Origin of the sequence: Citrobacter sp. MGH100 (assembly GCF_001034465.1) — a bacterium.
GTDB lineage: Bacteria > Pseudomonadota > Gammaproteobacteria > Enterobacterales > Enterobacteriaceae > Citrobacter > Citrobacter youngae.
The window spans coordinates 239,581-252,935 of the sequence record NZ_KQ089803.1 but is presented as its reverse complement, the minus strand read 5'-3'; the positions used below and the strand labels follow the sequence as shown (position 1 = coordinate 252,935).

At 41.2% G+C, this 13,355-nt stretch carries 16 protein-coding genes; 4 read left to right on the top strand and 12 right to left on the bottom strand.

The window, feature by feature from the left end:
• The first annotated feature begins 110 nt into the window (after positions 1-110).
• Positions 111-827: a GntR family transcriptional regulator gene (locus SK32_RS25845; RefSeq protein WP_080940394.1), complete on the top strand. Its 717-nt coding sequence runs from the start codon at positions 111-113 to the stop codon at positions 825-827.
• 26 nt (positions 828-853) lie between these two features.
• Here the strand turns inward: SK32_RS25845 and SK32_RS21645 are convergent, their stop codons facing one another.
• The 11 genes from SK32_RS21645 to SK32_RS21600 all read right to left on the bottom strand — a co-directional run bounded on the left by SK32_RS21645 (position 854) and on the right by SK32_RS21600 (position 11,345).
• Positions 854-1,240, bottom strand: a complete 387-nt coding sequence (locus SK32_RS21645; protein WP_009652914.1) for a plasmid partitioning/stability family protein — start codon at positions 1,238-1,240, stop codon at positions 854-856.
• A gap of 13 nt (positions 1,241-1,253) precedes the next feature.
• On the bottom strand, positions 1,254-2,291 hold the full coding sequence (gene parM / locus SK32_RS21640; RefSeq protein ID WP_009652920.1) for a plasmid segregation protein ParM domain-containing protein: 1,038 nt from the start codon (positions 2,289-2,291) through the stop codon (positions 1,254-1,256).
• 860 nt (positions 2,292-3,151) lie between these two features.
• Positions 3,152-4,084: a hypothetical protein gene (locus SK32_RS21635; RefSeq protein ID WP_045269653.1), complete on the bottom strand. Its 933-nt coding sequence runs from the start codon at positions 4,082-4,084 to the stop codon at positions 3,152-3,154.
• 782 nt (positions 4,085-4,866) lie between these two features.
• Entirely contained in the window at positions 4,867-5,226 is a 360-nt protein-coding gene (locus SK32_RS21630) for a hypothetical protein (RefSeq protein ID WP_045269654.1), read from the bottom strand.
• Positions 5,227-5,242: 16 nt separating this feature from the next.
• On the bottom strand, positions 5,243-5,578 hold the full coding sequence (locus tag SK32_RS21625) for a hypothetical protein (protein ID WP_045269657.1): 336 nt from the start codon (positions 5,576-5,578) through the stop codon (positions 5,243-5,245).
• Positions 5,575-5,979, bottom strand: coding sequence for a hypothetical protein (locus SK32_RS21620; RefSeq protein WP_045269655.1), 405 nt, complete (start codon positions 5,977-5,979; stop codon positions 5,575-5,577). The genes SK32_RS21625 and SK32_RS21620 overlap by 4 nt, the downstream gene beginning before the upstream one ends.
• Before the next feature lie 365 nt (positions 5,980-6,344).
• A complete protein-coding gene (locus SK32_RS25405) occupies positions 6,345-7,151 on the bottom strand; it encodes a hypothetical protein (RefSeq protein WP_016239971.1) in 807 nt (268 codons plus the stop codon).
• 17 nt (positions 7,152-7,168) lie between these two features.
• Positions 7,169-7,609, bottom strand: a complete 441-nt coding sequence (locus tag SK32_RS21615; protein WP_016239970.1) for a hypothetical protein — start codon at positions 7,607-7,609, stop codon at positions 7,169-7,171.
• A 152-nt stretch (positions 7,610-7,761) separates the two neighbouring features.
• Entirely contained in the window at positions 7,762-9,123 is a 1,362-nt protein-coding gene (locus SK32_RS21610) for an FRG domain-containing protein (RefSeq protein WP_000482601.1), read from the bottom strand.
• 13 nt (positions 9,124-9,136) lie between these two features.
• A complete protein-coding gene (locus SK32_RS21605) occupies positions 9,137-9,940 on the bottom strand; it encodes a hypothetical protein (RefSeq protein WP_000589340.1) in 804 nt (267 codons plus the stop codon).
• 58 nt (positions 9,941-9,998) lie between these two features.
• Complete coding sequence (locus tag SK32_RS21600) at positions 9,999-11,345, bottom strand: ISNCY-like element ISLad2 family transposase (RefSeq protein WP_076611902.1); 1,347 nt, start codon at positions 11,343-11,345, stop codon at positions 9,999-10,001.
• A gap of 222 nt (positions 11,346-11,567) precedes the next feature.
• Here SK32_RS21600 and SK32_RS21595 point away from each other — a divergent pair, with 222 nt between their 5' ends.
• From SK32_RS21595 to SK32_RS21585, 3 genes are all read left to right on the top strand, one after another.
• A complete protein-coding gene (locus SK32_RS21595; protein ID WP_009652923.1) occupies positions 11,568-11,882 on the top strand; it encodes a hypothetical protein in 315 nt (104 codons plus the stop codon).
• Between the two features lie 133 nt (positions 11,883-12,015).
• Positions 12,016-12,444 carry a hypothetical protein gene (locus tag SK32_RS26530; protein WP_032155219.1) on the top strand — a complete coding sequence of 143 codons (429 nt, stop codon included), beginning with the start codon at positions 12,016-12,018 and terminating at the stop codon, positions 12,442-12,444.
• Positions 12,445-12,457: 13 nt separating this feature from the next.
• A complete protein-coding gene (locus tag SK32_RS21585; protein WP_016241518.1) occupies positions 12,458-12,883 on the top strand; it encodes a hypothetical protein in 426 nt (141 codons plus the stop codon).
• Positions 12,884-12,928: 45 nt separating this feature from the next.
• On the opposite strand, the gene SK32_RS21580 is transcribed toward SK32_RS21585, so the two are convergent.
• Positions 12,929-13,150 carry a hypothetical protein gene (locus tag SK32_RS21580; protein WP_048213849.1) on the bottom strand — a complete coding sequence of 74 codons (222 nt, stop codon included), beginning with the start codon at positions 13,148-13,150 and terminating at the stop codon, positions 12,929-12,931.
• Positions 13,151-13,355: the final 205 nt, after the last annotated feature.

Genomic DNA, 13,355 nt, shown 5'->3' with positions numbered 1-13,355 from the left:
TGCATACTGGAACTATTTGAAATATGTAGGTAGAGGGATCTACTTACTATGTAGTGTGATTAAAAATATTCTGTTTTCTATGTGGTCAAAAAGTTCAGTATGAGTGATATATGATTGATGATTACAAAAGCTTCCTCAAAAACCCCGGGAATTTACCGGAACTAATTAGTTACTCTCCGTCAGGCAGACCTAGCTTAACGAGACGAGTTGAAGATCGCCTTAAATGCGCCCTTATCCTCGGCTACCTCAAGCCCGGTGATAAGTTGGTAACAAAAAACATCGCCGATGCTATGAAAATGAGCGTCACGCCCGTCCGTGAAAGCCTGATACGTCTGTCTGCCAGTAGTGCTCTTGCTTTGACTCCATCACATGCCTTTTTTGTTCCCATCATCACCAGTGAGCAGTTCAACGAGTACATGAGAATGAGGCGATTGATTGAGCCAGAACTGGCAGAAAAGGCCGTACTGAAAATGGATGCCAATGGCTTTGAAGAATGCCTGTCTTTGTGCCAAAAGCTGCGTTCCGCATATGAACGTAGGGATGTTTATCTGGCGCACCAGCTAAACCTCACTCTGCGGCTGAAGCTTTACATATACGCCGGTCTGCCTGAGTTTTTCAAAATTGTAACCCAACTGTGGATTAACCTGTGGCCAACTCTGAGTTACACGTTCGAATCTGACTCGGAGGATAAATGGCCAATATTTTTCTCGTCGCTTGAACTCGCTCTTTCAAACAGGGATGCAGGGGCAGCAGCAGATGCCATTAGAGAGTCACTGGATAAGGGGTTGCGGATCTATCTCAGCTTGTTAACCGAGCAAGGTGAGTAAACCGGCTACTAGTAGCCGGTTCGGATTCAACGTTTGAGGGTTTGCATCATCAGGGAGGGTTTAGGAATTGGTTCTTTCTGCTCAGCAGGCTTATCCGAATCAATGATGGTTGTTGCTCGGATACCTGTGGCCTGGGTTTCCACTGGTGAAGAATTCCGTTCAACGGCAATGCCCAGCGTTTGCGACAGAATGTTGCTCAGCGTTTCGGCATTAAACGATGTCGTGGTTTGTGCGGCCAGCAAATTTATTAACCGAGGGTCGAGCTCATGCAAGGCAGACGCAATTACCAGTGCCTTACGGTAAAATTCCCCCCGGGATCGGCGGGGTAAGCGCTCCATAATATCAAGAGCTTTACCGTCTTCTGGATTATTGCCGGGGCGGAGCCAGACGAGTAAACGTTTATCTTCTTCCATCACATAACCTCGTTTAGACGCTTGCCATTGCTTTGACGAGCGCGAGCTGCGCGTCAGGCGCTTTGATGACATCCAGCTTAGGGAATAGTTCGACAATATGAGAATGGATGAGCTCAGCACCGCCCCCGGCCAGTATGATTTTGTGGACGCTGTTCTGACGACGTATATCAGCTGCAACAGCTTCGGCCAGATTTTTCGACTCAGAATCGATAACGTCAATGATGGCATCAATTTTAGAGTGATCATTGACCGCAGAAGCAATCAACGCTCTATCATGACGGTTTTTAATGATGATATCCGCAATGGCATAACTACTTGGAGACTGGGCATCCTGGAGCGCAGCCATAACAGCTTTTGTCACTCGTGAAACGCCAACATCGCTGTTGCCAAAGATATCAGATATGCCCTCCATTGCCCCCTGAATGATGGCCAGGTCTAGGGTTGTTCCCCCCAGATCGACAACCAGGGTTCGTGTAAGCTGCGTGGTTGTTTTAGGATCAATCAGATATTCAGCCGCAGGTACTGATTCAGGCATTACGTTAACTTTTACAACATGAAAAGTTTCGCCATTATTCAGGGTTATTGGGCCCATAACGTTGGCCTTTTTCTTTTCAATATTAGCTTCGTTCAACTGCGCATCGCTCGTGAAGAACATGGCCACCGGCAGTGTCACTGTAAGTTCAACATCCTGTGGCTCAAGACCGGAAGTCAAAAGGGCATGATGAATTGCTACGCGACTTACAGCGTCGAACTGGAAAGAGGTATGCGTTGTTGTAATTGCAGATGTTGAACCAATGTCGTGAGTAAATTTCCGCCCATCAATGAGATAGTTGTAGATAGTTTTACCACCAAATGCGAGTGGAGTAGCCCAGCCTTCGCGGAAGGCGTTCTGCGAAACATGAGTTTTGATTTCACCATTCTCAATCCAGGCAAGTTTTACGTTCGTTGAGCCGTCATCACAAGCGATGTTCATCATGGTATATACCTCATTAAAATGTTCAAAAGTATCAAAAATCTCTGCCATTTTAGATAGTAAGCCATCCTGAAGCAAGGAATGCGCACCTGTAGCGCACGTTTAATGTCCACAAAATGACTATGAAAAGTGAATTACGAGTGAGTAAAACAGGAACGATTCTATCGGATTGAAATCTGGCGGGGTAAACGAGAAAGAGGGATGTATACGTACATGCAGAGGTCGGTAGCCCTGGAACACCAACGGAAAAAGTAACAAACCACCCGAAAAATGAACCAGTGCCACCAGACTAAATTGTGACAATCGATAGCCAATACTGCAAGAGAACCTAAGAATAAAAGGTATCGCTATATGACAGCTCAGTCGGTAAAATCGAGGAAACCATGTCGGATCACCATTGTAGTTTCTGGTTAGTTCAATAATGAGGTATCCCCAATGACATCCATTCTGCTTACTTCTGATTCTGTTGATGGGTACACTTTTTGTATTTCTACTGATGGTAATGGATGTAAGCTGTCAGTCAGGCCAGAATACCGGCGCAATGGCACACAAACTTATGATGGCTGGTTTCCCAGATACTACTCAAAGCCTCAGTATGCTAAAGCAGCGTTAACAAGGTTCCTTGGAGAATCTGTTAACTGGTCACCACGGACGGGGCTCAGTTAGTCACAGGATACGTAACAGCCTGAGTCCGAGGATACCAACAAGTCAAGAGAACCCCCTGATAAACCCTTAACAATCAACACCTTACCTTGGTGCGCTTAATGTATTGAACATGTTAAATGGCTGCATGAAGTGCAGACATTTAGCCTTCAGCGATGAACTTTCAGACAGTTAATATCGTCTCTGATGCAGCAACATCACTGAAACTCAGATTTTACAGATTGCCCTGATGTTTATTTGTTAAGTATATAGTGCAGCTATTTATAGCATTATCATCATTTTACAGCAATGCAGTTAATGAAGGGATTCCTGATTTCCCACTGAAGCCTGAGCCAGTTCAGGTAGGATACATAAATCTGTGTATCACCCTCCGTCATGTAACTGTTTCGCTGAATCTTTCTGGTCAGGGGATAGAATGCCACCGTACCATAGGGTGTTTCTGAGATAATGATTTTAGTATTCCCGTTATATGCAATTTCATAAACAATATTGTTTTTCTTAAGTTCATCCTCCGTATCCATAACTATTTCATTTCGTATTTTATTCACTTCGTGATAATGCTGGCTCAGTATCTTCATTGCTGAGCGTCGTAATGCTGCTTCCTTTGCATTCTCCATTGTACTGATGAAAGAAACTGTGTCCGGGGAATAGAAACGACGATGTGAAAAATCTTTATCCAACTCATATTCTCCGGGGTTATTTTTCCAGCGGGCATAGCCATTAAGTTTTGGAAGGTCATCGCAGAAATGCTGGAAGTTATGCCATCTTTCGCAAACCGTCACTCCCTTATATCCTTTAAAATATTGTTTCCCTTTAACTGTCATGTAGCACCTTGCCAACATATTATGCCAGAGAATGAACGCTCTTGTTCTCTGATGGCTTCGGGTGTTTTCAATTGTGGAATGCTTTCCATTTCCAATATATCCCACATCATAATAACGGGGCTTCATCAACAGTGTTATTCGTTCATCTTCTGAGGACGGGAACGCGTCACCTGAGACTGCACCTGATTTAATATGCGTACCGTAGGCCTCTTTGATTATGCCGCTGTCTTTAAATTGCACAACATAATATCCGCGTCTTGATTTATCTTCGGAGCGACCAAGAACAGAGCATTCACCATTATGCTTCGTGGTAAATACAGCACCGGGAAATAACGTGTTATGGTTGTAGTTCTGGTGGTATCTCTTGTTTCGAAAAAGCGTCATTTAATATTTCCTGAGTAAAGAATTGGAGGGAGAAAAAGAATCGGGTCGGGTCCTGTTTTTCCCCTTTAACTTCTGTCAGGCCAGCACTCCGGGTGGAGGTCAGGAATTAAATTTAAGAATCCATTCAAAAAAATAAAATTTAAAATAATACAGACAATGCAATGTGACAGGTATCGTGTCGTTCTGTCAGCAGTAATCTGAGGTTGTCACAAAGCAGGCTCAGCACCCTGCCTTATCATGCACTGGTGCGCTCAGAATGCGCTACAGGCACTGTAAATACGGGTCAGGGCAGGGTGTGCAGAGTCTGTCTGATGGCAGGATTCCGGCATATGCACCACTGTTCATTTATACAGTTAAATGAAATTAGTGCAGATTGTGACCGGAGGTTGCACTGGCGTGATTGTGGGCTGTTTCAGGGCTGAAGTATGGCTTTGCACCGACTGCATTCCCCTGATGGCCTGTAGCGCGTTATATGCTTCTGGTTATGCTGATGTGCTGTGCCGGAATCACCCGATAGGGTGGTAAAATAAAAATAAATATAATCAATTTACAGATTCAAATATCCATGCTACCATCGCCAAATCGCCAACCGGGGTTAAACCCTTATTATGATATATTTATTCTTAATCGGTTTTCTGTACTTACTCTGAACCTCTCAATATTATCCCAATATTAAGCCCTCCGCAGGAGAGCCATACGGCTTGAGTTAACAAAGAATCAGAATAAAAAAATAAGAATCTCCACCAAAATGAAGACCCTTACATGTCAGCATCAGAGAAATATCAGCAATCTACTTTATCAAAGTCTATCCTGAAATCATCTTTCATGGCATCGGCATTATTCATTTGCTTTCCATTTCTTAATAACTGAAGCTCTTTGAGTATTTCCTTCTGAATGTCCGCCTGAGTAAACAGAACTGTTTTTAGCTCATAGGATGTAATGCTTTTGATTATCCATGCAGCACAGACAACGGTGATAATGATTTTTGCCGTATCAAAGCTGATGAAAGCATACCCCTGAAGTATCGAATACCATGACGGGTTGTCAGTTCCAATAAAATAGAGCCAAATCAGTATGGTTATTGTAAGATTGATAGCGAGCGTTAATTTTGAAAGATGTTTTGTCAAAAATGAACTGTTCATTTTTTTGTATTCCTTTTTAGTTTTGTTTTCCAGTGTTGCATCCGGCGCGATATGCCTGAGTAACTTCAATATGCTCGGCTCGTTCCATTCCTCGTAAGTTTTCCGTCTGTTTATTAAATTTCTTTATTTTCTTCTCACAGACGGAATTGCGATGCTGTATTGCGTCCCTGGCTCCGGTTATACATGCGCCATAAATAACATCCGGGTTGGCAATTCTGGAAAAATTTGCGTAAGAATCACATGTAGCAGTCACTCTCATCTGCATCTGTGATTGCGTAATCGCCAGTGACTGATTTGCAAATAACAAACCGGCGATTGATATCAATAAGGGAAGGGTGGTTGAATTTTTCATTCAGCACCTCCCTGTAAAATACAATCAATTCCCATTGCATCAGTACCCCAAAGCTTGATATCCGGTTCACCACCTGATGCACCCTGAGTGCTCATATCCAGAGCAAGGATATAGAAACTGTTTTCATCAACATCAAACTCGTAGTTAACAAGTGGAGCGCCACTGGTCTGATACACCGATTGCTGAATATCCTGAATACGTTTTTGTGAGATGAGCTTGCCGTGATGCAGTAACTTTATGACGCCAGCGTCTTTCATGTAGCTCATGAATCCACTACTGGCACTACCGGTAACGTGTCGCTCAATGCTCCAGCCATCATGACAAACAATATTGTCTGCCATTGCAGTAACCGGAATGGTCATACTGGCGGCAAAGGTAAGGATTGGTATCAATCGTTTCATTCGAATCAGGTCCTAAGAAAATTATCAGGACGCCCGGTAATCTCAGTGAAGGCCGCAAGACATTTCAATCGTTATGCGCAACAGAGAGTACGGGCAACACAGCCAGCACAAGGATGACCATAAAACATCAGATTCAGCCTTTATCTACGTTTGTCAAAGCAAGTTTAAAATGTCACCTCTTTGTGCAAGATAGAAAGGGCACTTTCAGCCTATGTAATCATATTAATGTGACTGCTGCGTTATCCCACTCAACCAATTAATAAAGCAAAAGTTAAATATGAAAGACTGGAATAAAAATATAACGAAAACATCTTAATATGGAAATATCTGTGTCAACGGGATCTTTAGTTATTGAATATCTGGTTCTAAATAGGTTCTACATTCAACGGGAAGGGAAACCAAATATCTATATGTTTTTTATAAATACCATTACGTGGCAAACAACAATCTGCATATTTTTTTAAAGAATCTCCACATGGACAAATATTTTCTGGCGATAATACTCCATCATGTTCTTTCGCCTTAAATCTCCAGGTCGTAATATTGAAAATTTGATGTGGGGATTGTATGTATTTGACAACACTAATTAAAGTTGAATAGTTATAATGATCACCATCATTGGAGAAAAAAACACTACATTTGTTAACGGGATTACTAACTATGTCATAAGTAATTAATTCAAAATCGATCACTTCATCAAAGCAAAGAACTCCATTATAAAGTTTATTTTTAACATGACCACAATCATTAATAAAACTACGGGTTGTATTACATACTGAACATTTCACTTCTTTTATTATTTCACGAGAACTACCGAAGATTTTATATGGGAATAACGCCTGCCAATTACATACCATTCTCGCTAAGAAGTTAACACCATAGAAATTAACCTCAGGCAGAAACTCATTATTTTCTTTAATATGTATTAAATCTATTTCTATCCTTTCAAGTTCTACCCATGCTTCATAAAAATCACCTCTTGTAAGTAAATTAATGACTTGAATATATTTTAAATGGGCTAGTAAAATTGTTTTGTATAAAAACAATCTGTTTGATTCATTATTCAAGCTCAAGGATTGAGCTTTTTTTAACTCAGCATTAAGATAATCAAGAATAGCACTATCTTCTTGAGTAATACACATCCAACGCTTTAACTTTTCGTGAATATTCATAATATCTATATAGATTTTTATTTGATTTTGTTAATTACTTTTAAAACATCGTCTACTTTTCCAGAAACAGTGTATTTCACATGTTTTCCTGATTTATTTTTTTTAATTATAGAGACTTTAACGTCTATATCTCTAGTTCCAAAGTTATCAATTTTTTTCTGAATATAATTTGAAACAAGATTTACTAAAAAAGGTATCATTACTGATGTGGCAAAGAAAGTGCCTAACGCTAACGTTATACTGTTTAATTGCAGGTACGAAACACCATTAGAATCTCCGTACACTTTAACATTAGAATGTGATTGCTTGGTGAACTGGAAAAAATCCAGTGCATTACCTCCAGTAATTTTTGAACTATCAAAAACGATCGCAATCTCATCATCTTGAGGTTCATATGAAGAAATGATTTTTACCTCTTCATCTTCATCACTCATTTCACTCAAAGTAATGGGGTTCATTCTCAACTCCTTGTTTTATATTTTTACATTCAAATTTTACTATACGACTGGTTAATTGCTCCTGTCCAACACACACCAGAGTTCATATGCTTAGCATACAAGGGACCAATGCCAGTAGCGACAGGCTAGTGTGTCAAAAAACCACATGAAGATCAATCTCCTGCGGAAAATTTGGCCGCAATTAGTTTCATTGTCCTTTCCATGCCTTGATAAACTGTCGCATCTGTAATGTTTAACCTTGCGAGTTCCTTAAGTATTCTAGCTTTGTTTCTGATCACTATTTTTTCTACTTTAAACTCTTGCATAGCATCATCAGGGTTTGAAACTAAATCGGGATAAACAGCATTATTCCCAAATAATAAGAATGCACCTGACTGTGATGACATCCTTTCATTATTATTTCTTCCTTTAACGAAAATTAACCTTTCCAAATCTGATGGTATAATTACATCTTTAAAATAAGGTTTTTCATCTTTAATGTAATGTATGAGTTTTTGACAAGCTTCAGTTTTATTGAAAGCCTCCTTGTCCATTTTACAATCCAGCTGATCTTTCAGTGTTTGACTTAGCATTGATATATTTGATATGCAACTTACTGTATCAGAGTCAAAGAATTTTATACGATCCCTTTTTGTTTTGAAAATAATAACATGTCCATCAACCTCATTTGTATTTTCATTATTACTAATGTCGCAACAAGCGAAATACAGAGCGATTAGTGGATTTGATGTTATATCCAACAAACGAGTTGGTAGTCCGTAGTGTTGCATCCTTACTAACTTGTCTAGCATTGTTTTATCATCAACAAACTCAGTTGGCCTTGCTGTTAGGGCTTCACGGACTAAATTTGATTCACTGTGCAAATGCTTGAAGTTACCTTTTTTGTTTTTCCTGAAAACTGATGGAGCCAACTCGTAAGATACATCAGAATGTCCACGATAAAATATTTCTGCATCTTCTTCATGATCTTGTTCTAAAACACGCGCCATGAAACTTTGAACATTATCTATTATTGGGTAGTTATCAACTTCATCAGGAAGTGCTTCAGTAGGAGGAAGTGGTGTACTTCTTGTCGTTATATTTAGAAGTGCTAATGTTTGATTTAAATCACGTGCTTTTATTCCCCAGTGAGTCCGTTTCAGCCCATATGCACCTAATTCTAAAGCTGTTTGATATAACTCTTTGTTTATCACTACGACATCATCTTGTGAGTGAGTGATTCTGAAATCAAACTCAACATTTTTGTTAACTGTTCGTAGATTTGAAATTACACCAAGTCGCAAAGTAATGTATTCAACATTGTCTCGGGAATAAAGTTCTGACATAAAAAGCGTAGGTAATTTCTCAATATAAGATAATGCTTTATCATTCAAAGGCGTTAACTTCAACCGGATGTCATCAGAGGTGCCTTCTAACATACGTGATATAGGAAAATCACAACTCCCACTAACCCGTTCATACATGGGCCAATGTTCAAAATAGTCAGGTTCTCCGCCCATAATTAGATTAAACATTAAAACTAAATCCTTATATTTTACTTAATGAATTATTTACAATCCAATCAATTGCGCCAGAGGTGCGAATCCAAGGCTTTATATTATGATTCACATAATAAATGGCTTCATCCATTCCACCTAACGTGATATATCCACTGTTAGACTTGATCTGTAATCTGCACTTCGATAACAAGCCGGGGATGTGTCTATTAGAATCAATCGCAGCTTTAGCGATATCATCGGCATCCGGGGATGACTGTCGGTAGGCGAGTAGGGCGCGTGTATACTGAAAAAACGAACGCATATCCCCAGGATAATCGTCCAGTAGCAAGGCCAGATCATCCACCATTTCAAGCTCAAGGTAATAGTTCGCTAATAAATGACGAATCCCCTGGTTATCGTTCGGGTTGAGCTTCAGCATTTCGCGGCTATGAGCCATAGCCGGATAAAAATTACCAGACTCCCATAAGGCCTCAGCCAAAGCTGCTTTTGCTCTCATATATGGACGTGTTTCGACAAATCCCCAGAAACGTCCTGCGAACTCCTGAAAATCCTCGCCAAGTGCAATGCTGGCTGCGTACAAAGCAGTCTCCAGCTTCCCGATTTTTGACTCAGGAGGTTCTTGAGATATCTCGCAGTAGAATGAGTATGCGTCAGCACAGAGCGGGGATTTCTTGATAGCTTTTCTGATGAGTTTCAGCACAACTTCCAGGTCATCATTTTCCCAGGCATCGAACATGAACTCCTGAGCCGCAACCAGATCTAGATGTAATTGCTCAGAGCTGACAGCAGTTTTATACAAATCAACGCGCTTTGTAGTCGGGAATTTAATCATCTCAAGTATCCTTTTGGGGACTCACTGTTCCGGTACTTTGCAGCACTGATGGTCGATTCTATCGCTTTGAACTTGCCACAAACAAGCTCGGGTCTGCCAGAACGGGATTGATAGCCCGGAGCTGTTCCTGGATGCGCACCTGAGCCTTACGGCTGGGCGATTTTTTGCTTCGTTCCCGTTTGCCTTCGCTTTCCCGCTCATCCTGTTTTACCTGAGCCAGTCGGAGTACAGTCCCGAGACGTTTGTTATCAACAATCTGCCCCTGGTCGACACAGGCCAGCTTATCAAATGCCTGGCACTTAAGGCTCCGGTGCCCATAGAGGAAGGCGAGGGTGCCATCGGGATAATCCAGTACTTTAATTTTTTCACCGGCAAGACGGCTATTTTCTTCTGTGGTGTCCATGAGATAAAGGATCTTATCGTACTGGAAGGTCAGTGATTTCGACACGGTACGAACATCATGCCAGGCAAAGATGTCTCTTAATTCATCGGGGCTTTCCTGCACCGGACGATGCAAATCTTTGGGGAACTTAGCCGGTCGTGAAAACCGGCTGTTAAAGTCAGCGATGAAAGTGGCAAGCCAGGCATTTGCGGCCTCAATGCCGGTTATACCTTCCAGACGCATTTCTTTGATCAGCCGATCCTGAAGTGTCTGATTCGCACGTTCCACGCGGCCTTTAGCTTCAGAGCTGTTGGCACAAATAAGCTCGATTGCCAGGTCATAAAGCACACGTCCGAACTGGGTAACGGTGGTATTGCGTTTCTCCGGACCACTGACGCGAAATATTGCGTGTTTGTCACTGTACAGCGATACCGGCTTCCCATGCTGCTCGATGTATTCCCGGGTTGCCAGCATGTAGTCAAAGGCTGTTTCTGACTCGCTGAACCGCAAATGCATCAGACGCCCGGTGGCATCATCGATAAAGACCAGCAGGCAGCATTTTGGCGCACGGCCTTCAAACCAGTCATGGTGGGAGCCGTCGATCTGGATAAGTTCACCCAGACAATCACGCCGATGTCGGGGTTGATAAACCCGTGACTTACGGCGAGCATGCGGGACCCAGAGTCCGTCAGACGTCATCCAGTTGCGGACGGTCTCGATTGAAAGCCGGATATTATGGCGCTCTCTGAGTTTTTCTGCGGCCAGTGTGGGCCCAAAGTCACTGTAGTTTTCACGTATCAGCGTGAGTACTCGTAGTTTGAGAGATTCGGTCAACCGGCGGTTGCTGGGCTGGCCGCGTTTGCGGCTGACAAGTCCTTCAGCACCAGAAACTCGGTAACGATTGATAAGTCGTTGCGCCTGACGTTCTGAAATGCCAAGCTGTGATGCTGCATCACGACGGCGTAGACGCTTTTCACAAACTGCCTGTATCACCGGTAGGCGGTGGATCTCTTTATCTGACATGGTCACCAACATGCGTTGAGCCCCTTAGAATTGCATTCAGTTTAGCTTACTCTAAGGTGACGTTTCTATCTGGATAAAAAGTGACATTACTAAATGGTTCTAACAATCTAAGTGCGCATAATGAACCTTATGTTGAATTATGGTTAAGTAGTCGATTTTATGGTTGGAAGTGCCTGTTTGCAGTAAAATGCAGTTCATTACCTTTAACCACTGGAACTAGACATGGCTAATGAAGATCTCCCCTCTGGGTGCAAACGCTGTAAAGGATGCAATCAGGTTAAACCCTTCGAAGAATTCGGTAAGGAACTTAAGGGTAAGTTTGGCCTTAAAAGTAAATGCAAGTTGTGCATTAGCGATAAAAACAGAAATTATGCTGCCGGTTCCGGTGCAGGTGTAAAACTCCAAAACAATAAAAAATACCAGACCGAGCATAAGAGTGAACTGGCAGAAAAGATGAGAGTAAGACGGGCAAAGAAAAAATTTGGAGATAACTATGAAGCATATCTAGCATCTTTAGAAAGGATTAAAAACCTCTGATAATTACATAACAACCTTAGCCAATAAGACACAAAGATTATGTATTGTTGCTTTTATTTCAAAGCATCAACTTTATTGAAAAGTTACGCTATACACTGTGCAATTTATTATGCTGATTTAATTTGGTGATTATATGAGTTGTCATGACAGAGACATCAATAAGATCCTTCAATCATTCACTCACTTAATGGTTGAAGCAAAAAAAAGCATCTTTCATTCAAAATCAATGAAGGTTCAAGGTCTTCAGTTAGTAGATGAGTTATACATCCGTGCCCGGACGGGAAAAATGTCATACCTCGGTTCGTCGGTACTGGTAGTCGCAACCATTTCAGTGAAGACCCCAGGCAAAGGATTTTTCAGACAGTTACTCTCGAAATTAAAAGAAGCAGCTGAGACAAATAACTACATCTTAAAGGTTGAGAATGTCATCAGCACCGAACTTAGGGAGTTTCTTATCAGAGAGGGTTTTTCATTTCCTGGTGAACGGTGGATGTGCGGTTCCGGCTACTGGGCTCCATCATCACTTAGGCTTAATGACCAATTAAGCACCCTCCCCGTCTAATATGAGGCCGTAAATGTTCATAACCCCTGAAGTTGCTTATGTCTGCGAGCTGTTACATAAATATGATGTACTTCCACTCGAATGTGATGGTCATACTATGGTTGTAAGTTGCCTGCTAGATAGATTCTGTATACCGCACCAGCGCATCGTTGGAGAAGTAACGTTGGCTGGAACTGGCCAGATAATTCGACCTCATCTGTGGATAGAGTATGACGAATACATAATAGATTACCGCCTCCGCATGTGGGCAAGGAAAACCGAAGATAATGTTAGTCTAGTGCCTCATGGCATCTTTATCGAAGATAAAAGTCAGGCAATTTACACTGCTCAAAGAATTGCAAATAAAGCCATGATATCAGACTCGATAATTGATTTTATGACAGATGGGTTATGGACTAAGATTCTCCTAGAAATCCCTGGTAAAAAAAGAATTACATAAAGCAGGAGGATTAAGTTTGTTCATAAAGTTTTTCTTCACTGACACTCAAAGCAAAGATGTCTTTTTCCAAGCACCAATCTTAGAAAATATTTGCTTTTCTACTGACTCAAGTTGGTTCATTAAAAGATGATAGTCAGGAGTCTCAGCTCCAATGTTCCCTTCCCACTTTAGAATCAATTCACTTACCTTCCCTTTTAATGTTGCAAGGAGAACAAGCTGTTTCTTCGCGAATACAATCTCTTCCTGATGTATGTTTTTCTTTGCCATTGTAGTGTAGGTTCCATATCCATGTTGATTTATGTTAAGGATTACATTTTATTAACAATATTTTTATTGATTGTAAACACAAATCTCAATGGAATAGCATGAATTAAAGTCATCACGACCATTTTACCTAGTAGTATCAGCATGATAGTAAGTGAAATCAGATTATAAAAAGCAGATAGTCATATCGAACAAAAAGATAATTGAA